Here is a 21,458-nt window from a genome sequence, read left to right as displayed (position 1 = left end):
GGGTCGGCGCCGGGTCTCCGACGCCGCACCGGGCAGGCTGCCAAGCCTGGGGGGAAGGAAAAGGGCACGATGACGTCGATGGCCGATGAGTGGAGAAGCGTCTTTGACGTCGTACGACAGCCCGTCTGGAGCGTGGGCGCCGAGTACACGGTGCGCTACGCGAACCCGGCGGCGGCCGAGACGGTGCGATGTGGCCGCGTCTGCGACCTGCTGGGCCGCGACGGCCGTCCGGGCTCCACGTCAGGAAAGACAGAACCGGCCGGGCCGTCCGCCTCAACGCGGGGCGAGGGAACGCTCACACGTGTCGACGGCACACTCGTGCCCGTCGAGTGGACCGTGGTGCCGCTGCCCCGCCCGGGCGACGACACGGCCCTGTATGTCTTCCGGCCCCTCACCGCACGGGCCCCCGCGAACCGGCGGAGCGGGAACGGCGGACCGCCGTTCCGTCTCCTCGCCGATCGCCAGGCGGAACGACAGCGCCAATACGCCAGGCCCCTCCAGCACAACGTCCAGGAACGCATGGTGCGCGCCCTGCTCGGGCTGAGCATGGCGCGCCAGGAGCTGAGCACCATCCCCTCGCAGGCGGTCGACCTGCTCCACGAAGCGGCCCGCGACACAGAGGAGGCTCTGGCCGGAGTCCTGGAGGTGACCGACGCCCTGAACCCCGGTGCCCTGCGCGCCGGTCGGCTGTCCGCTGCCTTCACCGTCCTCGCCCGGCGCTGCCCGGTGCCGATGACCGTCTCGAGAACGCCGGCCGAGCGGCTGCCCGAACTGACCGAGACACATACGTATCTTCTGGTCGCCGAGGCCGTCGAGCGAGCCGTGGAACACGGCCGCGCCGGCCGCGCCGGCCGCGTCCAGGTGACCGCGGACCTCGGTACGCACCTCGTGGTCACGGTCGAGGACGACGGAGCGCCGCCTGCCGGGCCGCGGGACCTGGCCGCGCTCGCCGCCCTCACCGAGCGTGCCACCGCCGTCGACGGCATGCTCCACGTGCGACACACGCCCGGCGCCGGCACCACGGTCAGGCTCGCCGTACCGCTCTGACCTGGCCGTCACCGGCCAACTCCGCCGGTTCGGCCGGGATCTCGATCAGGATGGCGGTGCCGTCGCCGGGCGGTGAGTCGATGGCCAATTTGCCGTCGAAGGCCGCCACCCGGTCCGCGAGTCCGGTTATCCCGCTGCCCGCCGTGGCGTTGCCCACGCCCCCGACACCGTCGTCGGCGACCTTGATCCGCAGCATGTCCCCGAATTCGAGGGAGACGTCGATGCGGGACGCCCGGGCGTGCTTGACCGCGTTCGTCACGGCCTCGGCCACGACGAAGTACGCGTTCGACTCGACAGTGGAGGAGATCCGCCGCTCGTCCCTGCTCTCGACGACCACGGGCACGGGACAGCGGGCCGCAAGGTCCTTCACCGCCGCCACCAGGCCCTTCACTGTCAGCACGAGCGGATAGATCCCCGATGCCAGCTCCCGCAGCTCGTTGATCGCCGTCTGCGCGTTGTCCGCGGACTGGTCCAGCAGATCGATCGCGGCGGTCTCGGTGTCGGGTATCAGCTCCCGCGCGAGACGGAGCCCGATCATCAGGCTCACCAGCCGCTGCTGCGCCCCGTCGTGCAGGTCCCGCGCCGTACGCCGGTGCACCGCCTCGGTGCTCTCCATGATGCGCCGACGCGTGTCCTGCAGTGACGCGGCCATGGTGTTGAAGGAGGTGCCGAGCGCCCCGATCTCCGCGACCCTGCTCGGTGCGACCCGCACACTCAGGTCACCGCCCGCGAGTTCCTGCGCCGCGGCCGCCGCACCGCGCACCGGCCGTACCACCGCGCGGTGCTGGAGCACCGTGAAGACGGCCACGAGCGCGGTCGACGCCGCGAGCCCCAACGCCGCTGCGAGCACCGCCTGATGGCTGTTGGTCCCGGCGGCGTCCGTACGCTCCGCGAGCTGTGCGCGCTCATCCACCATGTACGCGTGGAACTCGGCCCGCAGGGCGTCGACACGATCCTTGCCCTCGGTGGCCGCCGCCAGGCCGGACGCGGCGGGATCGCCGCGCCGGACCATCGCGACCAGAGGGACCGAGTAGTCGGTGAGGAACGACTCGACGCCCCGTGCGATCGTTTCGGCGGCACGTCGCTGTTCCACGGAGGTGGCGCTGTCGGTGAACCGCCGCGACTCCGCGGCGAGAGCCCCCCGCGCCTCCTGCCACGGTTCGAGGAACTCCTCCCGCTCGGTGATGACGTAGCCACGCTGACCGGTCTCCAGGTCGAGGAGCAGCTGCTGCATGCTGCCCGCTTCGACCAGAGCCGTCCGGGATGCCCGCCTGGCCGATATGGAACTGTTCGCGTCGGAGATCGCCCACAGCAGGACGGCGAAGGCGACACCTATGAGCAGGGCGAGCAGGCCGCTCGCCGCGATCGTGAGGCTCGTCAGCCCCAGCCGCCGACCTCTGTACTCCTGTCGTGCCCGCATGCTCCGCCTGCCGATGGAAAGGAATGAGACAGATAAGAGTGTGCAATGTGTTTACGGCGAGCAGAAGAGGCACCGGAAAGAAAGTGTGGTCGGGTGCCAACGAGCCTACCCCTCCGGCAGGTTGATGGGCGGGCACATTTCTGCGATGGACACACCCCGCGAATGTCTCGATCGTCACTTCCGCGCCCTCGTTGGCTGTGCGCAAGTGTGTGGGTGCACACACGACAAGACACATGGACAGGGAGTGCGACATGAGCAGACCGTGGAAGCGCTGTCTTGCGGGGCTGGCCGCCGTGACGGCGGGCGCGGCCGTGTTCGCGGGCGTCGGTCCGGCCCAGCCTGCTTCGGCCGTCGAGATCGGAGAGATCGCCTTCTACGCGAACCATGACTTCACCGGCACGGAGGTGCGTGTCGACTCCGCGGACCACGAGTGCCACACGCTGCCGCAGGCCATGTACTCGGTGCAGAACTTCTCGCTCACCAACTACATAGACGTCTACTACAAGGCGGACTGCACCGCGGGCGTGCCCGACTCCCCCTACACCGACGCCGTCCTGCGCTTTGGCGGCCTGAGCCAGGGCGGCACCGAGATCCCGTCCGGGTTCCGCAGCTACCGGGTGCTCGGCACAACTCCGTAGCCACGCACGGCCGTTCCCGGTCTCCGCCCCGGTGTAGGGCGGACCCTACGTGTTCACGAGGGACACCCCACGAAGAGCGAGGGAGGACACGACAGACCTCGGGGCCGCCGGATTCGACACTGGGTTTCTCCTTCTCGTCCTCGCGTCCTTCCCCGCCCTGGAAACGGCCGACGGACCCGTACCGCGCGCAGAGCGAGTACACGAGCAGAGCAACCCACCGTGTCGAGGCCGAACCGGCCGATCCCTGAGGAGACGATCATGAAGAAGTGCCAGCTCACCCTGCCGGTCACGCGTTGGGTGCGGTCGGACTACGGTCTCATGGTGCCCTGTGAGTTCACGTACGACCCGGGCGACCCGCTCGTCGTCACTGTGGCGTTCAAGGTCGACGACGCGTGGTCGGTGTGCTGGGCCATCGCGCGGGACCTGCTCGCCGAAGGACTGGCCACCCGTACCGGGGAGGGCGACGTGGTGCTCTGGCCGTTGTACGACCTGGACAGTGGGCCCGCTTCTGTCTGCCTGCGGATCTCGAACACCGACACCGCGTTGTTCGAGATCCCGGCCGGGCCGATCGGAGCATGGCTGGAGGAGACCTACGCCCTGGTTGCGCCGGGGACGGAGTTGGACGGCGTGAACTGGGACGAGCTGCTGCAGCCGGTGGAGTGACGCGTAGCCCCTCGCGGAGCGGCCGGTGTCACGGAGCGCGCCAGATGTTGTCGAACGCGGCGTTTTCGACCGACCGTTGCTGTCGTACGGCCTCCAGTTCCGTTACCGCGTTCCCGACAGCGGACAGGACCACTGCGGTCACGTCGTCGGCGGGGTCCTCGATGGTGCTGTCCGGCCCGCTCCGGATCCCGGCGACCGCGGCAAGCGCCGTCGCCACGTGCGCGTCCGACGTCTGCCGTCGATCCCGCGCACGGCCGGCGCGCTCGGTCTGCTGCAGGTCGTCGGCGTAGGCCGCGAAGAGTCCCAGGCCCCGTCGCCACAACCACTCCTCGACCGGCTCGAACGGCTCCTGCCGCAGGAGCAGGGCGGCGGCCTCGTCCAGCAGGCGGTCGTCGGTCGCGGGCCGCTCACCCGGCACGATCCGGTCGTCGTCCACCGTGAGGGCCTGTGCCGCGACGAGGTCGAGCAGCTCGGCGCCGGCGAGCGCGAGGGACAGGTCGCCCTGTCCGACCAGGCGGTCCGGCGCGGACAGGGCGATGATCGCGAGGTCTCGTGCGGTGTTCATATGTGGCTCCCTGCCGGTCGGCCTTGTGTGTATCGGGTGGGGGTTTTCCGGTCGAAGAGTACGGAACGCACGCCACATCGCGCACCTCGTTCTTGACATGTGTGCGCGAAAAGAGCAGTGTCATCACCGGCTAGTACGGTGATGGAGGGCGAGGTGTGCGTCACGCCTTCGCCGCCGAGCGGACGAGAGGGACGACGTGATCAGCAGACGCAGGATGGCACAGACGGTGGCGATGGCGGCGGGCGCGGCTGGTGTCGCAGGGGCGGGCCAGGCATCGGCGCTCGCCCGGGGCGCGACCTCCGGGGCCTCGGCGGAGGGGGAGGCCCAGGGGACGTACGAAGGGCTCGGGCCGGTGCGTCATGTGCGTACCGACGTCCTGGACATCGCCTACCATGCCGTCGGGCCGGCCCGGGGCGTGCCGGTGATCCTGCTGCACGGCTGGCCCTTCAGCCCGGCCGGCAGCTACGCCGAGGTGGCACCCGAGCTCGCCGCCCGCGGATTCCGCTGCTACATCCCCTACTTGCGCGGCCACGGCGAGACCTTCTTCCGCCGCAGCGGCACCTTCCGCTCCGGTCAACAAGCCGCACTGGGAGCGGACTTGATCGACTTCATGAACGCGCTCGGCATCAGGCGGGCCCTGTACGCCGGGTACGACTGGGGCGGGCGCGCCGCCAACGTCGCCGCTGCGCTGTGGCCCCACCGCTGCACGGGCCTGGTCTCGGTGAACGGCTACCTCATCCAGAACATCGCGCGCGCCGACGAGCCGCTGGCCCCCTCCGTGGAGTCGGGACTCTGGTACTTCTTCTACTTCCTCACCGAGCGCGGGGCGAAGGGCCTGGACCGCAACAGGGACGACCTGGCCCGCGTCGTCTGGCACCGCAACTCGCCCGAATGGAAATTCACTGAGGCGGAGTTCGCGCAGGCCGCGCAGCTGTGGACCAACCCCGACTACGTTCAGGTCGTGCTGCACAGCTATCGCCACCGGATGGGCGCCGTCCCCGGCGCGCCCCGCTACGCGGGGCTGGAGCGGCGGCTCCTCGACCAGCCGACGATCATCGTGCCCACCGTCACGCTGGACGGAGACGCCGACGGCGTGACGCCGTGGACCGACGGCAGCTCCTACGCGCCGCACTACCCCGGGCCCTGGGTGCACCACGTCGTCCCCGGCGCGGGCCACAACCTTCCCCAAGAGCGCCCGCAGGCGTTCATTTCCGCGGTCGTGGAGGCCCACGGCATGAGCTGATCCGCGACCGGTCGAGGACCGGCGCCGCACCGGGCCGTCGTGGGGTACGTCGCCGCGCCGGCCCTCGGCCGTGCCGTCACGGGCAGCGGCCGGTTCGGTTCTTCGGCGTCAGTCCTTCAGCGCGTAGAAGCGCATCGGAGAATTCGGTTCGAAGCCGATCCGCGGGTACACCGGCGCCCCGGCCGCGGCCGCGTGCAGGGTCGCCCGGGTCAGTCCGGTGGCACGCGCCCCCTCATACAGCGCCTTGCGGGTGATCGCCTCGCCGTAACCGCGGTGTTCCCAAGCCGGGTCCGTGGCGACGAGCACGACGAACAGCGCCCCTCGGCCTCGACCGTGCCGGCGCAGGTCACCGGCACACCGTCCCGCATCCCCAGGTAGGCGTGCACCTGGTCGCGGAGGCAATGAGGGCCCTCAAACGGCGCCTCTCGAACGTGGTCTACCGCACCCTCAAACGCGATCGCCACAAGGCTCTCGCTACGGCCGCTTGACACACAGAGGCACTCATCAACGTCTCTAACGGCGCCTCTCGGACCCGGTGGCACCACCCCCCAGGTCATCCCTTCGACAGGGGGGAACAGCCATGCCGGGCCCGGAGGCCAGCGGTCCCCTTGCAGGACCGCGAAGAAGATAACGGGGGCAGGTCCGCGTCCGCGTACCGGGAAGAGAACGCTCACGCGTGGCCGGTGGGATCGACGACGAGGTAGCCGTCGATACGGTTCACCAGGTCCGACTGGGGGTCGGACGGGGCGGCGCGGCCGAGGTGGCCGGCGCGGACCTCGCCGATCCACTGGTCGTGCTGGTCCTTGTGGTCGATCAGCGCGGTCAGGAGATGCGTCGCGACAATCGTCATCTGAGCGGGTGCGCCGACCCGGCCGTCGGCGGTGTCCCCCAGGCGGGCATGGACGCGGTCGGCCAGGCCCAGGACCCACCCAGAAGGGCGACGCTGCTCGCACCATCCCCTGACGAGACGGCACTCTCGACGATCCCGTCGGCGGGTCGACAAGGAACATATGTGTCTCGTCGACCCGCGACCCGGCCGGTGCGTGCGCGAGACATGTTTCCGATTACAATCGACCGGGACGGCGGCGAGAGACGTCCGCAGTCACACCTGAGCGGCCGTGTCGGTCACAGGACCGAGGTGGAGGCTCATCTCGCACATGTGCCGAACCGTGTTCACCAAAGCCTCGTCGACCTGCCGGATGTGAGTCAGCGGCGAGAAACCTGACCGCTCTACGAGCGGCTACTATCGAAGTATCGAGGGGTACTCGTGCAGATCCATCAGGTGGAGCCGGTGGCTGGCTGGATACCGGTGGCGCAGGCGGACAGGACGCTCGCCCTCTCCTGGAACTCGGGCGTGAGCGCCCTGGTCCTGGCGCTGGTCGAACTCCTGCTGCTGGTCTGGCTGTTGCTCCGCTGGCTGGTGCGCAGGCAGGGCGGCAGGCGACGGGCCTGGCGCGGGCTGGCCCGCCAGGTACGCCTGACCCGGCAGGCGTTCTCCCAGCCGGTGCGGGAGTTCCTGGGCTTCCGCGCGGCCATCCGCCAACTGACCCGCATGCTGGCCTCGGAGGGCGTCGCGGCCCTCGCCCACCGCACGCTTGACGGCGCCGACCGTGCCGTCCGCCCGGCCGCGGACCGGGCCTTCGGCTTCGCCGTGACGGTCCGACCCGCCACCCGGCGTGACGACGGCCGGGTCGCCGTCCGTCTCGCGGGCCGGGACGTGCCGCGGCCCGGTAAGCCGTGGGGGACCGACGGCGACCCCCTCGTCTGGCATACCTCCGCTGTGGACGCCGAGCACGTCGCGGCACCGGACGAGGACGGCGCCGAGCAACCGCCCCTCACCCCCAGGGTGCTGGTACCGCTGGGCCTGAGCAACGACGGCGTTGCCTTCCTCGACCTGCTGAGCGGCCCCCGCATCCTGAGCACCTACGGCGAACGCCGGGCCACGCGCGACTTCGTCCAGGCGGTGGCGGCCTATCTCGACCTGCCGGGGGGGACCGCCGAGGTGCTGGTCACCCATGGTGTGCACCCGCGCTTCGACGGCCCGGACCTGGACACCGTGCTGGACGCCCTGGAGGGCGCGGCTGCGGAGCGCACCCGGCCGGTGGTCGTGGTGTGCGCGAACCCCGACGACGGACAGTCGGCACGGCTGTCCGACCTGGCCCGGGCAGGAGCGCTGTGTGCCGTTGTCGCTGGCCCGGTGTCCGCGCACCGCTGGGAGATCCGGGTCAACTCGCGCGGCCGGGCCGAGACTCCCGGTCTGGGCATCGAGACCGACGCCGCACCACTGGGCCCCGCCGCCGCCCGCACGGCCCGCAGCCGCCGTGTACGCCGTGACCGCCACAGGACGGAGCCCGTGCGCTCGGCCGGACCGCCACCGCCCGCCGGCCCGAACCCGCGCCGCGCCGTGCCGGTCCTCGCCGCACCCGACACCCGGCCCCGTCCCGCACCGGCCGCTGCCCCCAAGCCCCTTGCACCCGCCGCCCGTCCCGCCCCGGGAACCGGGGCGCCCGCTCGCGGCGCGGCCGTGGCGATACCCGAACCGATCCCGGAACCCCTGGCTCCGGCCGTCCTCGACCTGTTCGCCGAACCGGAGATCACCGGCGTCTCGGCAGCCGGAACGCCTGACGCCGAGTCCTTCGAGAATCCCCGAGAGACCCTCCGAGCCGAAAGGCGGAACGAGCCGTGAAGCTCCTCGTCACCACCGTCGACGTGCAGCGGGAGCAGCGCGACGTCCTCGTCAACGCAGCCGCCGCCACCCCCGTGCGCAGGCTGGCCCCGCAACTGCTGGCCGCCCACCGGGGCACCGCCCCCACGGAGCCGGACCCGGCCCACGAGACCGAGGTCATCCCCGTCTACCTCGGCGACCGGATGCTCGACCCCGACACTGTCCTGTCCTCCTCCGGCATCCGGGACGGCAGTACCCTCGGCCTCGGCGGGCCCGTCACCGGCACCGCGTCGGTCTACGGACTCGCCCGCGAGGAAATGCCCACACCGAAGTCACCCGGCTCCGACCCCGTGGTCGAGATCCAGGTGATCGGCGGCCCCGAGGCCGGCCAGGTGCACCGCCTCCCCATCGGCACCCACCTGATCGGGCCCCGGGAGGGCAGCTCCGTACGGCTCGTGGGCAAGGGCGTTCCGGAGGACGGTCTGCGCCTGACCGTGCGCCCGGACAGCACGGTCCTCGCGGTGCTGCCCGAGGACGACGGACAGGTCCGGCTGTCCCTCCCCGAGGCGCCGCCGCCCCGGCCGCGTGCCGACGTGGCCGCACTGCCGCCGGAACCCGACCCCGACCCCGGCTCTGAGGAGCAGGAACCCGACGAACCACCCCGTGGCTGGACGCCGTGGGAGCTGGACGGCGAACTCGTCGTCGGTGAGCACCTGTTGCGTGCCGTACGTCCCACCCCGGCCGACGCCGCGGTCGTGGCGTCGCCGAAGGCTGGCCTGGACTTCAACCGGCCGCCCCGGCTGCTACCCCCGCTCCAACCGGAGACCTTCCGGCTGCCCGGCCCGCCCGGACCACCCAAGCGCCGCCCCCTGCCCTTCCTGGTGATCATCGCGCCGATGTTCATGGGCGTGGCCATGGTGTGGCTCTTCCACTCCTTCCTCTACCTGGCGTTCATGGTGCTCAGCCCGGTCATGGGCGTCGGCAACTGGATCAGCGGACGGCGCGGCGGCCGCAAGGAGTACCTGGAGAGCGTTGCCAACTACCGGCTGCGCCGCGCCTCCCTCGAGGCCGACGTCCGGGACAAGGTCGACCACGAGCGGCGCGTGCGCATCGCCTCCGCACCGGACCCGGCGGTCGTCGGACTGATGGCCGTCGGCCCCGGCGCCCGGCTGTGGGAACGCCGCCCGTCCGACCCCGACAACCTCGTCCTGCGGATCGGCACCGCCCAGCAGCAGTCGCTGCTCCAGATCGACGACGGCGCCCGCGAGGACAACTACCGCAACGTCAGCTGGCAGATCCCCGACATGCCCATCGGCGTGGACCTCGCCGGCAGCCGGGTCGTGGGCGTTGCCGGGCCCGAGGAACCGGCCCGCGCGCTCGCCCGCTGGGCCGTGGCCCAGGCCGCCGTGCTGCACAGCCCCCGCGACCTGAAGATCTGCGTCCTCACCGACAGCTTGACCGCCGACGCCTGGGAATGGGCCCGCTGGCTGCCGCACGCCCGGTCCGGGCTTTCCGCCTCCCAGGACAACGCCCCGGTCATCCTGCTCGGCAACGACCCCGAGACCGTGGCCAACCGCGTCACCGAACTGATCAACGTCATCCGCACCCGCAACCAGGCGCAGCAGGCCACCCTGCGCGGAGCGCTGCTCAGCGAGCCCGCCGTCCTGGTCGTCCTGGACGGAGCGCGCGAACTGCGCGACGTCCCCGGCATGGTCCAGGTCCTCAAGGAGGGCCCGCTGCGCGGCATCCACCTGCTGTGCCTGGACCGCGAGGAGCGGATGCTCCCCGAGGAGGCCAGCGCGGTCGTGTCCATCGCCAAGGACACCCTGACGCTGCGCCGCACCGGACTGCCCGACGTCACCGGCATCCGCCCGGACTACGTCACCTCCGAGTGGGCCGAACGCCTGGCCCGCGGCATCGCCCCGGGGCAGGACGTCACCCCGGACGCCGGCGGCGGGCTGCCCGACAGCGTCTCGCTCCTCGACCTCCTGAACCTGGAGCCCCCCACCGCCGATGAGCTGGGCCGGCGCTGGAACCGCCGTCCAGCCTCCACCTCAGCGCTCGTCGGCCAGGGCTTCGACCGTCCGGTCGCCTTCGACCTGGTCAAGGACGGCCCGCACGCGCTGATCGCCGGCACCACCGGCTCCGGCAAGTCCGAGCTGCTGCAGACCTTCGTCGCCTCGCTGGCCGCGGTCAACCGCCCCGACGAGCTGACCTTCGTGCTGGTCGACTACAAGGGTGGAAGCGCCTTCAAGGACTGCGTACGGCTGCCGCACACCCTCGGCATGGTCACCGACCTCGACAGCCACCTCGTCCAGCGCGCGCTGACCTCCCTGACTGCGGAACTGATGCGACGCGAGCACATGCTGGCCGCGGCGGGAGCCAAGGACCACCCCGAGTACCGGGCCCTGCGCCGCCGCGACCCGGGCCTGCCGCCGATGCCGCGACTGCTGCTGGTCATCGACGAGTTCGCCACCCTCGCCCGGGAGATCCCCGACTTCATCCCCGGCCTGGTCGGCATCGCCCAGCGCGGCCGCTCCCTCGGCCTGCACATGGTGCTGGCCACCCAGCGGCCCGCCGGAGTGGTCACCAGCGACATCCGGGCCAACACCAACCTGCGGATCTCGCTGCGCGTCACCGACGCCAACGAGAGCAGCGACGTACTGGACGTACCGGACGCGGCGAGCATCTCCGCGGCCACCCCGGGGCGCGCCCTGGTGCGCCTCGGGCACCGCTCGGCGATGAGCTTCCAGACCGCCTACGTGGGCGCCCCGCGCCCGCAGAACGAGACCCCCGCCGCGAGCACACCGGATGACGGGGGGGAGGACGAGCCGAGAGAGTCGAAGCCCGAATTCTCCGGCGAGGACACGGGACTGTGGATGTCCCCGCTGTCCTGGCAGGGCCTCGGCCGCCATGTGCAGGCACCCGAGGAGGCCGAGGACGAGTTCGCCTTCCTCGAGGAAGAGGAGGGGCCGACCGATCTGATGGCGCTCGTCGACGCGGTCCTGGAGGCGGCGCGGGCATCCGGCCATCAGCCGCAGCCCAGCCCCTGGTTGCCGCCGCTGACCGACAGTCTCACTCTGTCCGACCTGCCCGAGCCGGCGGCTCCCACCGGTGACGGACGGCTCGTCCCGGCCGCCTGGGCCCGCGAGGACCTGCCCCAACTCCAGGCGCAGCCACCGGTGTTCCTCGACCTGAACACCTTCTCGCACCTGTTCGTCCTGGGCATGCCGCGCTCGGGCCGGTCGCAGGCGCTGCGCACCATGGCCAGCGCGCTGGCCCGCGCCAACTCCTGCGCGGATCTCCAGTTCTACGCGATTGACGCGGGCGGCGGCGCGCTGTCGGCGCTCTCCGCGCTGCCGCACACCGGTGCCGTGGTGCCGCGGTCCGACCTGGAACGCATGGGCCGGCTCCTCAACCGGCTGACCGCCGAACTCGTGCGCCGCCAGGAGCTGATGACCGCGCACTCGGCCGGCAACGTCACCGAGATGCGAGCGGCGCTGCCCCCGAACCTGCGCCCGGCGCACCTCGTGCTGTTCATCGACGGCTGGGACACGCTGAACGCGCTGATCGGCGAGATCGAGGAAGGCCGCATGGTCAGCCAGGTCGGGATGCTGCTGAGGGAGGGTGCCGCGGTCGGCATCCACGTCGTCGCCACGTCCGAGCGCGCCCTGATGGCCGGGCGGATCGCGTCGCTGAACGACAACAAGCTGCTGCTGCGCATGAACGAAACCAGCGACTACACCATGAACGGCATCCCGCGCGAACAGATCCCCTCCGTGATCCCGGCCGGCCGCGCATTTCGCACCGATACCGGCAGCGAGCTGCAGATCGCCGTACTGCCGGGCGGTCTCAGCGGACCGGAACAGGCCGAGGCACTGCGGACGATCGGTACCGAGGCGGCCGCCCGGGACCTGGGCGTGCCCGCCGCGGCGCGGCCGTTCCGCGTCGAGACCCTGCCGATGACGATCAGCTTCAAGGAGGCGTACGAGCGCGTCGGCACGGCGCCGCGTGGCCCGCTGACCGCAATGCTGGGCCTCGGCGGCGACGACGTGGCCCCGGTGTGGGTGGACTTTGCCGGTGTCGCCTCGACCTACACGATCGTGGGCCCGCCCGGATCCGGCCGCAGCACTGCTCTGCTGGCCCTGGCGGCGTCCCTGCTGCGCTCCGGGGCCGGCGTCGTGGCCCTCACTCCACGTGAGTCGCCCCTGCGCGGACTGGAGGGCCACCCCAAGGCGGTCGTGCTGTCCTCGGCCGGCCCGAGCGAGCAGGACCTGCAGGCGGCACTGGAGAAGGTCGGCGGCGTCGCTGTCGTCATGGTGGACGACGCCGACCTGCTGTCCATGTCACCGGTGGACAACGTGCTGCGGGACATCGCCTCCTCCGGCCGCGACCGGTCCGTCGGCCTGGCCGTCGCAGGCCCGGGCGAGGCGCTGGTGTCGCCGCTCAGCACCTGGATCGGCCAGGTGCGGCGCTCGCGCAAGGGCCTGCTGCTGTCGCCGCAGACCATCAGCGAGGGGGACGTTCTGGGCCTGCGGCTGCCGCACAACGTGGTACGTGTGAACCGGGTTCCGGGGCGGGCTTTCACCGTCGACGACGCCGGGGCCCTGATGACCGTTCTGGTGCCGGAGACCGAGGGCGCCGACGCGCGCTGAGGTCCGGCGAGAACGCGCAAAAGGAAGGGGCGCCGCTCGACGCGGCGCCCCTTCCTTTTGCCCACTGGGCGGGGCTACTTGTTACCCCCGATCTGCGCGGCCATCGTCCGGTCCATGTCGTCGATCTGGGTCTTGATCGACGTGAACTGCTTGGCGAAGTCCTCGATCTTGGTGACGATCTGCGTCAGCTGGCTGGTGAACTGCTCGTAGGCGCCCTTCATGGCCGGACTGGTCTGTTGGAGCCACAGACCGTCCTCCAGGAGGTTCTGCACCGTCCCCTGCAACTGGAGCAGCTGCGGGTTGATGTTCGTCACGGCGTTCTGCAGCTGCGAGGCCACGGCTTCGATCTGGCCGTACTGGAGCTGAACGTTGTTGCTGGGCATGTGGGTTCCTCAAATCTTGTCGCCGACGAGCGCGGCTGTGGGCCTGTCAAAAGGTGCTGCCGACACCGGTGTTCGAGTTCTGGGTGCCGTCGGCGTCGTTCTTGTCGTTCTTGCCGTCCCCATCGGCATCGGTGGCCTCCGGGTTGTTGTTCGTCCACTTCGGGTCGTCATTGAGGCCGGTACCGGTGTAGCTCGACATGTCGACGGTCTTTCCGTCCTTGTCGGTGTTGGTCACGATCTTGCTGCCGTTGCCGTTGCTGTCGCCGTGCACCTCGATGACCGTCTTCGACCCGTCGTTGTGGGTGACCGTCGTCGTGTAGTTGTGCTCGTCCCAGTGGTCGGTGTGCTCGTGGTACGACAGGCCACCGCTCAAGTCGTCGATCGTGGTGTCGGTGGTCTTCACCTTTCCGTCGGAGTCGTAGGTCGTCTGCGTGGAGTTGTGGACCTTGTCGGTGCCGTCGCCGTCGTGGATGTACTCGTAGCCGTCGGGTTCGTAACCCGGAGGCTTCGGGGCGTTCGGGTCGTTGGGGTCGGCCAGCCTCTGCTGCTTCAGGAATTCGTTGCCGTGCTCGTCCCAGGCGTGAACGAGGATGGTCTCCCCCGTCAGCTTCTTCCAGTCGTCGTAGGCCTTCTTCTTCATGTCCCACGCGCTGTGGTACCAAGCCGCGGCCTGGATGCTTGCCTGGGCGGCGTAGCTCGCGTCCAGCTCGAACCACTTCTCGGACGCGCCCTTGTAGGTGCCGCTGAGGCTCTCCAGCAGCTTCCTGGCGTTCTCCCAGGGACCCAGCCACTGCCAGAGAAAGTGGTTGACCTGGCCGAACGCCCCGCCCAGTTCGGCCCTGTTGTAGAAGGACTCATGGCCCATCAGCCGGGAATCCGCGAGTTGGTCCTTGAGCCTTTCCGTGTCAGCGGCCAGCTGTCTCAGCAACTCGTAGTCGATCGCTACATCGAAGTCCGGCATGCCCTCTCCCTCCGGTCGCCTGATCGACACCTGGCCGCCAGCTAAAACATGTGTTGACGGCATATGTGTCCCGCCCCCTGCGAAGGGCGGCTGTTCCCACATTACGATGGAGCGATACGTGTGAACCAATCACCCCCGCACATCTTGCGTCACGGGTGGTTCGACTGTACGGAGAGTGCGCATGTCACGGCCGGAGGACTGGAGCGCGCTGGGGATGCACGGCGACCCCACACCTGGAGATCCGAGCATCCTGAGCAGCTTCCAGTCGGCTCTGCACGACACCGAGGAGTTGGGCAACGAGATCACCAGTGGGCTGAACCGCGTTCTCGACAAGTCGGGCTCGGGCAGCGGGTTCGTCGGCAAGGCCGCGGAGGCGCTGCGCGAGAAGATCGACGGGCACCTCAAGCAGTTCATCGACGCCATCGGCCAGTCCTTTGGTCACGCGGCGGACGCTACCTCTGCCTACAGCAACGCGGTCCAGGACGCTCAGGCGAGGGCGGACAAGGCGCTGCACGACGCTCAGGGACTGTCGAAGGACGACCTGCAGTTGGCCAGCCTCAAGAGTCAGGCACACGCTGCCCAGGACGACTACAACGACGCCGTCAGGACGTACAGGAACAGGCTCAGCGAAGCCGAGCACATGATCCGCCAGCCGATCAGCGGCTGGCAGCTGTTCCTCCAGGCCATCGGCATCCTGGAGATCATCCTGGCCATCGTGGGCGCGATCTTCGGCGGCTGGATCGGCCTGCTCGCCTTCGGTCTCGGCCTGGTCGTCTTCATCGGCACACTCGTCGAGTTCGCCGAGGGCAAGGCGAGCATCCTGGACATCGTGCTTGCCTTCGTCGGCATCCTCTTCCCCTCCACCAAGGGCCTCAACGTCGGCGCGCTGGCCAAGGGCGTGTTCAACGCGCTGAAGAACCTGCCCAAGTCGCTCTCCGCAGGTGTGAGCAAGCTGGGCGGCACGCTGGGTCACCTCCTCACCAGCGGCATCACCATCAAGAGCATCTACAACGGGGTGACGGCCCTGCCCGGTCTCGTCCTGCGCGGACTGAGCGGGATGGCCAACCTGGCCATGAAGGGCGTCAAGATCACCGCCGCCGGTCTGAAGCTGCTCGCCAACACCTTCCGTACCGACTTCCAGGTCGCCACCGCCGGCATCAGCACCACCGTCGGCAAGATTGCCCTCTACCCCGTCAGCTTCGGCGGGCGCTTCCTGCTGGGCGCCGTGCTGCCGGTGGACTTCTTCGAACTCGGCGTCAGCTTTACGGGCGCCTTCAAGATGGGCCTGGGCACCCGCCTGTTGACCCCGACCGCCCACCTGTCGCAGTCGGCCCTCGGCGGAGGTCTGCACGTCGGCGCGCTGAGCGCCGGACACGGTGGTCTCAACGGGCTGCCGACCGGAGCCTCCTTCGACGGCCTCGGCCACGGCGGCCCGCAGGGCTTCGACGCCGGTGGGCTGCACGGCCTCAACACCCGGACCAATTTCCAGCCGGGAGGCCTGCACGCCATCAACCTCGGCACCGACATCGGCGGCGTGAACAGCAGCCTCACGTCCCTGCATTCGCTGAACGGGGGCACCGACACAGGCTCCGTCAGCAACCTGATGGCGAACGCCGGCGGCCTGGACGCCGTTGATCACCTGGCCGCCTTCGACCACTCCACCGGCTTCCAGCGCACCGCCGCGGGACTGCTGGAGCCGCTCCCCACCGACCTGGGCGGCATCAACCTCGCCGGTACGCACAGCTTCTCGGACCTCGGATCCGGCCTGCACGCCCTGCGGGGCGACCTCACGCCGTCCGGCTCCGGTCTGTCCGCGTCGCTCAGTGACGCTATGTCCTCAGTGCGTGTCGCCACCGGCCACGTCGAGGACTTCCACGCACTCGGCATCCCCGAGCTGCGCAGCATCGTGGACGGCGACATTTCCAACATCCGGATGACGCAGGAGGGCATCAGCCTGCAGATCGGCGCCCAAGAGGGCACGCCGACCACGCTGCACATGGACTACCGCGGCTCGGGCCTCACCACCGGCGAGGGCAAGCAGGTCGTCGTCGCCCCCGAGGTGCACGAGGCGCTCGGCACGTCCGACATCGCGGCCGTGAGCGGAACCGTTCACGGCCTCCAGACGCCTCCCCCCGCGGCGGCCGGCCATGTGACGACGGACGTCAAGGTCGGTTCGGCGGGTGCGGCGTCCCCGACCGCGGACGTCAAAGCGGGCTCCGTGGGCTCCACGCCCGTGACCACGGACGTCAAGACGGCGGCGGTCGATGTGCAGGTGGGCGCGGCGGCCCACGTCAAGGCGGATGCGGCGGTCTCGTCGCCCGACGTCGAGTTCAAGCCGGGTTCCGTCCCCACATCTTCGGCAACTGCCGACGTCAAGGCCGGTTCCGTGGCCACGTCTTCGGTTACCGCCGACGTCAAGACCGGCGGCTCGGCGGGGGCGGCGTCCACCGGTGGTGTCAAGACCGGCAGCGCGGCCGGGCAGTCCGTCGGCGGCGGCATCAAGAAGGCCGCACACGACCTCGACGATCTTTCCGGCGGTACCAGGGGACTGAACTCCCCGGAGCGGCTGGCTGAAGAACCTTCGACCTCCTCGGTCACCGCGCACGGCGACCACCTCGGGGTGTCGGCCCGCGAGGACCTCGACCTCCTCGGTCAGCGGGAGGGCACCGGTGACACCGCCGGAGAGGCCGCCACCAGCTACGTGAAATCCGCCCCCGACGCGCAGCTGACCGGTGTCGAACGGACCCTGGACGACGATTCAGGCGCGGTCATGGTCGGCGAGCACGTCGCCCTGCGCCCGACGCCGGCCCCCACCCCGGCCGCACCCCCGAAACCGGGCCCGGGCGCAGGTGCCGGGCTGGGACCGCTGAGCAAGTTCGAGGCGGTCACCGGCGGTGTCACCGGCAAGACCGGCAAGGAGCGACTGGCCGCCTGGGGCGACTACGAGCTGTCGAGCGCCAAACTCGCCGGTGCCGAGCGCGAACTCGACCTCGCGGGCGGCATGCTCGGCCGGCCCTCCGAGACGGTCGACCAAGCCGCCGCGAAGCTCGACGTACAGCAGGCCGAGATGTCCCTGGACATCGCCAAGGGCAAGATGTCCCGGCTCGGAATGGACGCAGCAACCATCGAGGGCCACCTCGACACGCTGGGCATCCCCGGACCGCGACCGAGCCGGATGTCCGACGCCCCCGGCAAGCATGCAGCGCCGGGACGCGAACTCGTCGACGACGGGGCGGCGTTCGGCCCGAAGGCCGACGGCGCCGCTGCTCCGGCCGCGGTGGGGAAGTCCCTGCCGTTCTCGCCGGGTGAGATTGAACGGTTCTGGGGACTGGACGGGGAGCGCGTCGACGCGCTGTTCGGCGGCCCGCACGATCCGCTGAGCGGTGACCGCCGGGAGCTTTGGCGCGAGTTCACGAAGGCTCGCTACGACGTGGGCCGGCTCGAGGGGCACCTGCGGGGAGATCAGCCGCATGCCGGGGGATCGAGCGGGCCGAGCGCGCACGAGGTGAAGCTTCAGCAGGACCTGTCCGCGGCCAAGGCGAACCTCGAAGACCTCCAACACCAGCTCGACGGGGTGGGCATCGACCATACGGACATGGACCGGCAGCTCTGGGGTCTGCACAGCCAGGGCCTGAAGGAGCGTCCGCGTCTGGACGGCGCCGGAGTGCAGCAACCGGTGTCGCACGGGGCGGAGGAGCCGGCGAAGCTCGACGACCTGATGGCGGCTCATCAGAAGGCTGAGAAGGCCATGCCGAGTGCCAAGTCGAAGGTGGACCAGGCCCAGAAGTCGTACGACGCGAACGCGAGCAAGATCGGGCCCCTGCGGGACAACCTCGCCCAGTTGAAGGAGGGCAACAACAACGGCGCCATCATGAAGGCGCAGAAGGAGGCCGAAAAGGCTCAGATCGGCCTGGACAAGGCCAAGTCGACCCTTGACGGCGCTCTGGCCGCGCTCAAGAAGGCTGAGGACACCCTGCAGAAGGCCACTCATGATCTGACGGCCGGTGTGGGTGTGCGCGTGGCTGCTCGTGATTTCGCGCAGCGGGAATTGCACCGGTATATGGAGAAGTTCGCGGCGGAAGGTCATGTGGACCTCGCGGACGTGCTGAAGGCTCATTCGGGCGATCTGGACCGTGCGATGCGGGCCGAGCTGGATGCGGGGCGCCCGGTCCGTTGGGATCAGATGTCACTGTCCGGCGAAAAGGTGAAGCAGCAGGCGATGGACGTCCTGTCGGACGCAAAGCATCTGGAGGGCCTGCTGGTCGGCGACGTGACGAAGTCGGGTCACACGACCTCCGCCGAGGTGAAGGTCACACAGGAACTCAAGATCGCCGCGCTGACTCTGGAAGGGTCGGCGGAGCGACTCGGGTCGATGCTGGAGAAGGGCTTCATCAAGGACGCCGCCAAGGTGGGTGGCGTGTACGGGCTGCGTGCGGAGCACGGTGCGTTGTCGTTCACGGCGGGCAAGCTTGCGCAGCGGGTCAATGACGCAGTCAGGGACGTGTCGCCGGGCGATGTGGTGCGTGTCAAGGATGTCTTCAACACGGAGAAGGCCGTTGCCGACTTCCATGATCTCGCCCAGGTGGTACGGAAGTTCCGTACGGACAAGGCGTACGCGGATGTCCCGAACGGAACGCAGTGGAAAGCTGTGCTGCCGGGCAAGGAGGAGGACTGGCAGAAGCTGTTCGGCAGCCTGGACAAACTGACGCCCGAGCAGCAGACGAACTTCGTGCGCGATCTTTCACGGAGGAACCTGGAGAAGCTGGAGTCCGACGTCGAGGACCTGCTGACGCAGAATCCTGGGCGGGAACAGGATTTCCGTGGACTGCTGGAGGACCTGAAGGGGCTGAAGTACCGGATCAAGCACGCGACGCCCGCGTATCACGCGATCGCGAACAGTGGTCTGATGTCCTCGCAGGGCGACCTGGCGCGTCGGGACGTGAAGTTCCTGGCGTCCGGGAAGAGTTCGGCGAAGAACACGTCGAACCTCGGGAACGACGATTTTGTGTTCTTCCGGATGGATGTCGGCGACGGGGCGATGGCGACCCGTTACGGTCCGACAACGCTGGTGTTCGACGCGAAGGTCCTGAAGGAGCACGGGGGCTGGGTCTCCCTGCACGATCAGTTGCATCCGCTGGACCGTCCCGCGATGCAGAAGCTCGAAGTGGCGGAGGCGGCTGGGCCGGGGGGCGCTCCGACGAAGAAGGTCGTCCGCAGCGCGGAGTACGACGCGGGTTTTCAGAAGGTCGGCGAGCACGCGCAGTGGACGTACAAGTATCCGCACAACCAGAATCCTGATTTCACGCGGACGGTCACCTTTGAGAAGGAGGTGTTCCATGGTGAGGATGTGACGGATGCCCTCGCGCTTTCGGTGGTGCGTGAGGTGATTCACATGGGTTCCGAGTATGCGGATCTCGTGCTGAAGATGTCGGCCGACGACCTTGGCCGCCTGGTGTCGAAGCTGTTCCGTCCGGAGGCCAAGTTCGGTTCGGGTCTTCCGATCACGCCCAAGGCAGTGGAGGAGCTTTCACAGGGCGAGCAACACATCCTGGGCGTCGGCCCGGAGCCGTTGCATGTTCATAATCCGCATGGTGATGGCCGGTACTTCAGTGACGGCACGATGGATCCGATCGGCCGGTGGTCCGGCAAGCATTTCGAGGCGGCGGACGATGCGTTCCGGTCGGCCGAGCACGGTGTGCAGGAAAACAACACCGTGAAAATCGATGACCACCTGAAGAATGCGAAGACCTCTGTTCAGAAGTCCATCGACCTGACGAATGAGTGGAAGCTCAAGTCTCCGGATCGCCACGAGCTGGTCGAGAGCCTTCTCAAGGAGCGGGAGGGACTCCTGGCGAAGATCGAGCACCTGCAGCAGAACTGGAAGTCGAAGGTCAGGGAACTCCACGGTGATACACCGGGGAAGGACGAGGCTGCCGGATCCAAGGAGGGGCAGCCCACCAAGAAGGGCGGGCAGCAGACCAAGGGCGGCAAGCCGAAGGGCGCGAACACGCCCAAGCCGCCGCAGGCTTCAGGTACGAAGGTCTCCGGCAAGCCCAAGGTGTCGGCCGGCGCACAGGTGACGGCGCCTCCCGGTGCCGGTGAGCTCCGTCCGGCCGGCCAGGCGCCACGGCCCGAGCCCAGGCCTTCGGGGGCGGATGCTCCGCATCCTGAGGTATCGGAGCCGAAGAGTTCCGGGGCCGAGGTCTCGACGCCCGGGGCCTCCCAGTCCAAGGTGTCCGAGGCTGGGGCCTCTGGGCTCAAGGTGTCCGAGTCCAAGGTGTCCGAGGCCGGGGCCTCCGAGCCTAAGAGATCATCTCAATTGGTGATGCCGGTAGTCTGGTGCTGTGTTGCTGACTGAGCGTCTGGTCCCAGATGGGCTGTGGGAGTTGTTCCAGCGGGTGGTGCCGGAGGCGCCGACTCGGCCGCAGGGTGGTGGCCGGCGCCGTCATGGGGACCGTGAGGTGTTGGCGGCGATTGTCTTCGTGGCCACGACCGGGTGCACGTGGTCGCAGGTCCCGCCCGTGTTCGGGCCATCGGGGGCCACGGCTCACCGCCGGTTCATGGAGTGGAGCCGACAACGGGTCTGGGCGAAACTGCATCGTCTGGTCCTGGATGAGCTGGGGGCTCGAGGCGAGCTGGACTGGTCACGATGCGCAATCGACTCGGTGAACATGCGGGCCCTGAAAAAGGGGACCTGACGGGTCCGAATCCTGTAGATCGGGGCAAGTACGGCTCGAAGATCCACTTGATCACCGAGCGGACCGGACTGCCGCTTTCCGTCGGCATCTCCGGCGCCAACCTTCATGACAGCCAGGCCCTCGAACCGCTCGTGCGCGGCATCCCACCGATCAGATCCCGGCGCGGTCCACGCCGTCGGCGCCCCGCCAAGCTTCACGCCGACAAAGCCTACGACAACCGTCACCTGCGGCAATGGCTCCGCCTACGCCACATAACACCGCGCATCGCCCGCAAGGGAGTTGAGACGTCACAGAAGCTGGGGCGCCACCGGTGGACCATCGAACGCACCATGGCCTGGCTCGCCGGCTGCCGACGTCTCCACCGTCGCTACGAGCGGCAGGCCATCCACTTCCTGGCCTTCACCAGCATCGCCTGCACCCTCATCTGCTACCGCAGACTCACCAATTGAGATGATCTCTAAGACGTCCGAGTCCAAGACGTCCGAGGCTGCGGGTTCGTCGTCTGAGATTGCCGGACCCA

Annotated in this window: 13 protein-coding genes and 1 pseudogene; 8 read left to right on the top strand and 6 right to left on the bottom strand. The window is 69.4% G+C overall.

Features of this window, described 5'->3' with window-relative positions; genetic code table 11:
* Nucleotides 1–69 precede the first annotated feature (69 nt).
* The gene (locus ACY0PA_RS01235; protein ID WP_473082914.1) at nt 70–1,047 is read left to right on the top strand and encodes a sensor histidine kinase; all 978 of its coding nucleotides are present in this window, start codon (nt 70–72) and stop codon (nt 1,045–1,047) included.
* Here ACY0PA_RS01235 and ACY0PA_RS01230 read toward each other — a convergent pair.
* Entirely contained in the window at nt 1,025–2,467 is a 1,443-nt protein-coding gene (locus ACY0PA_RS01230; RefSeq protein WP_473082913.1) for a CHASE3 domain-containing protein, read from the bottom strand. The two genes, ACY0PA_RS01235 and ACY0PA_RS01230, sit on opposite strands and share 23 nt — an antisense overlap.
* A gap of 251 nt (nt 2,468–2,718) precedes the next feature.
* Between ACY0PA_RS01230 and ACY0PA_RS01225 the strand changes: the two genes are divergently transcribed.
* Together ACY0PA_RS01225 and ACY0PA_RS01220 are read left to right on the top strand one after the other, a co-directional pair.
* The gene (locus ACY0PA_RS01225; RefSeq protein WP_473082912.1) at nt 2,719–3,105 is read left to right on the top strand and encodes a hypothetical protein; all 387 of its coding nucleotides are present in this window, start codon (nt 2,719–2,721) and stop codon (nt 3,103–3,105) included.
* 258 nt (nt 3,106–3,363) lie between these two features.
* Entirely contained in the window at nt 3,364–3,768 is a 405-nt protein-coding gene (locus tag ACY0PA_RS01220) for an SsgA family sporulation/cell division regulator (protein ID WP_473082911.1), read from the top strand.
* 28 nt (nt 3,769–3,796) lie between these two features.
* On the opposite strand, the gene ACY0PA_RS01215 is transcribed toward ACY0PA_RS01220, so the two are convergent.
* Nucleotides 3,797–4,333 (bottom strand): GPP34 family phosphoprotein, encoded by a 537-nt coding sequence (locus ACY0PA_RS01215; RefSeq protein WP_473082910.1) that lies wholly within the window; start codon nt 4,331–4,333, stop codon nt 3,797–3,799.
* A gap of 196 nt (nt 4,334–4,529) precedes the next feature.
* Here ACY0PA_RS01215 and ACY0PA_RS01210 point away from each other — a divergent pair, with 196 nt between their 5' ends.
* A complete protein-coding gene (locus tag ACY0PA_RS01210) occupies nt 4,530–5,576 on the top strand; it encodes an alpha/beta fold hydrolase (RefSeq protein ID WP_473082909.1) in 1,047 nt (348 codons plus the stop codon).
* 108 nt (nt 5,577–5,684) lie between these two features.
* Here ACY0PA_RS01210 and ACY0PA_RS01205 read toward each other — a convergent pair.
* Nucleotides 5,685–5,971, bottom strand: a pseudogene (locus ACY0PA_RS01205) (GNAT family N-acetyltransferase); the annotation flags it as partial.
* A gap of 275 nt (nt 5,972–6,246) precedes the next feature.
* Nucleotides 6,247–6,426: a hypothetical protein gene (locus tag ACY0PA_RS01200; RefSeq protein ID WP_473082908.1), complete on the bottom strand. Its 180-nt coding sequence runs from the start codon at nt 6,424–6,426 to the stop codon at nt 6,247–6,249.
* 417 nt (nt 6,427–6,843) lie between these two features.
* On the opposite strand from ACY0PA_RS01200, the gene ACY0PA_RS01195 reads away from it, so the two are divergent.
* Entirely contained in the window at nt 6,844–8,262 is a 1,419-nt protein-coding gene (locus tag ACY0PA_RS01195; RefSeq protein WP_473082907.1) for a hypothetical protein, read from the top strand.
* Nucleotides 8,259–12,896, top strand: coding sequence for an FtsK/SpoIIIE domain-containing protein (locus ACY0PA_RS01190; protein ID WP_473082906.1), 4,638 nt, complete (start codon nt 8,259–8,261; stop codon nt 12,894–12,896). Before ACY0PA_RS01195 ends, ACY0PA_RS01190 begins: the two co-directional genes overlap by 4 nt.
* 74 nt (nt 12,897–12,970) lie before the next feature.
* Here the strand turns inward: ACY0PA_RS01190 and ACY0PA_RS01185 are convergent, their stop codons facing one another.
* Both ACY0PA_RS01185 and ACY0PA_RS01180 read right to left on the bottom strand, forming a co-directional pair.
* Nucleotides 12,971–13,279, bottom strand: a complete 309-nt coding sequence (locus ACY0PA_RS01185) for a WXG100 family type VII secretion target (RefSeq protein WP_473082905.1) — start codon at nt 13,277–13,279, stop codon at nt 12,971–12,973.
* Between the two features lie 46 nt (nt 13,280–13,325).
* Nucleotides 13,326–14,240: a hypothetical protein gene (locus ACY0PA_RS01180; protein ID WP_473082904.1), complete on the bottom strand. Its 915-nt coding sequence runs from the start codon at nt 14,238–14,240 to the stop codon at nt 13,326–13,328.
* A 181-nt stretch (nt 14,241–14,421) separates the two neighbouring features.
* Here ACY0PA_RS01180 and ACY0PA_RS01175 point away from each other — a divergent pair, with 181 nt between their 5' ends.
* Together ACY0PA_RS01175 and ACY0PA_RS01170 are read left to right on the top strand one after the other, a co-directional pair.
* Nucleotides 14,422–20,598: a hypothetical protein gene (locus ACY0PA_RS01175; protein WP_473082903.1), complete on the top strand. Its 6,177-nt coding sequence runs from the start codon at nt 14,422–14,424 to the stop codon at nt 20,596–20,598.
* Nucleotides 20,591–21,387 (top strand): IS5 family transposase gene (locus ACY0PA_RS01170; protein ID WP_376692667.1). Its coding sequence is split into 2 segments (ribosomal slippage): nt 20,591–20,923 and nt 20,926–21,387, totalling 795 coding nucleotides; the frame shifts between segments, so codons are not numbered across the junction. Before ACY0PA_RS01175 ends, ACY0PA_RS01170 begins: the two co-directional genes overlap by 8 nt.
* The last annotated feature ends 71 nt before the right edge of the window (nt 21,388–21,458 follow it).

This window comes from Streptomyces sp. DS1-CR2 (genome assembly GCF_055760475.1).
Note: the sequence above shows the minus strand (reverse complement) of the source record. Positions and strands in the feature narration are given on the sequence as shown.

What these genes read in the sequence shown, in the direction of transcription:
- ACY0PA_RS01225 (WP_473082912.1), top strand. Translation starts at nt 2,719, where the DNA reads ATGAGCAGACCGTGGAAGCGCTGTCTTGCGGGGCTGGCCGCCGTGACG.
- ACY0PA_RS01220 (WP_473082911.1), top strand. Translation starts at nt 3,364, where the DNA reads ATGAAGAAGTGCCAGCTCACCCTGCCGGTCACGCGTTGGGTGCGGTCG.
- ACY0PA_RS01180 (WP_473082904.1), bottom strand. Translation starts at nt 14,240, where the DNA reads ATGCCGGACTTCGATGTAGCGATCGACTACGAGTTGCTGAGACAGCTG.
- ACY0PA_RS01175 (WP_473082903.1), top strand. Translation starts at nt 14,422, where the DNA reads ATGTCACGGCCGGAGGACTGGAGCGCGCTGGGGATGCACGGCGACCCC.
- ACY0PA_RS01185 (WP_473082905.1), bottom strand. Translation starts at nt 13,279, where the DNA reads ATGCCCAGCAACAACGTTCAGCTCCAGTACGGCCAGATCGAAGCCGTG.
- ACY0PA_RS01215 (WP_473082910.1), bottom strand. Translation starts at nt 4,333, where the DNA reads ATGAACACCGCACGAGACCTCGCGATCATCGCCCTGTCCGCGCCGGAC.
- ACY0PA_RS01230 (WP_473082913.1), bottom strand. Translation starts at nt 2,467, where the DNA reads ATGCGGGCACGACAGGAGTACAGAGGTCGGCGGCTGGGGCTGACGAGC.
- ACY0PA_RS01200 (WP_473082908.1), bottom strand. Translation starts at nt 6,426, where the DNA reads ATGACGATTGTCGCGACGCATCTCCTGACCGCGCTGATCGACCACAAG.
- ACY0PA_RS01235 (WP_473082914.1), top strand. Translation starts at nt 70, where the DNA reads ATGACGTCGATGGCCGATGAGTGGAGAAGCGTCTTTGACGTCGTACGA.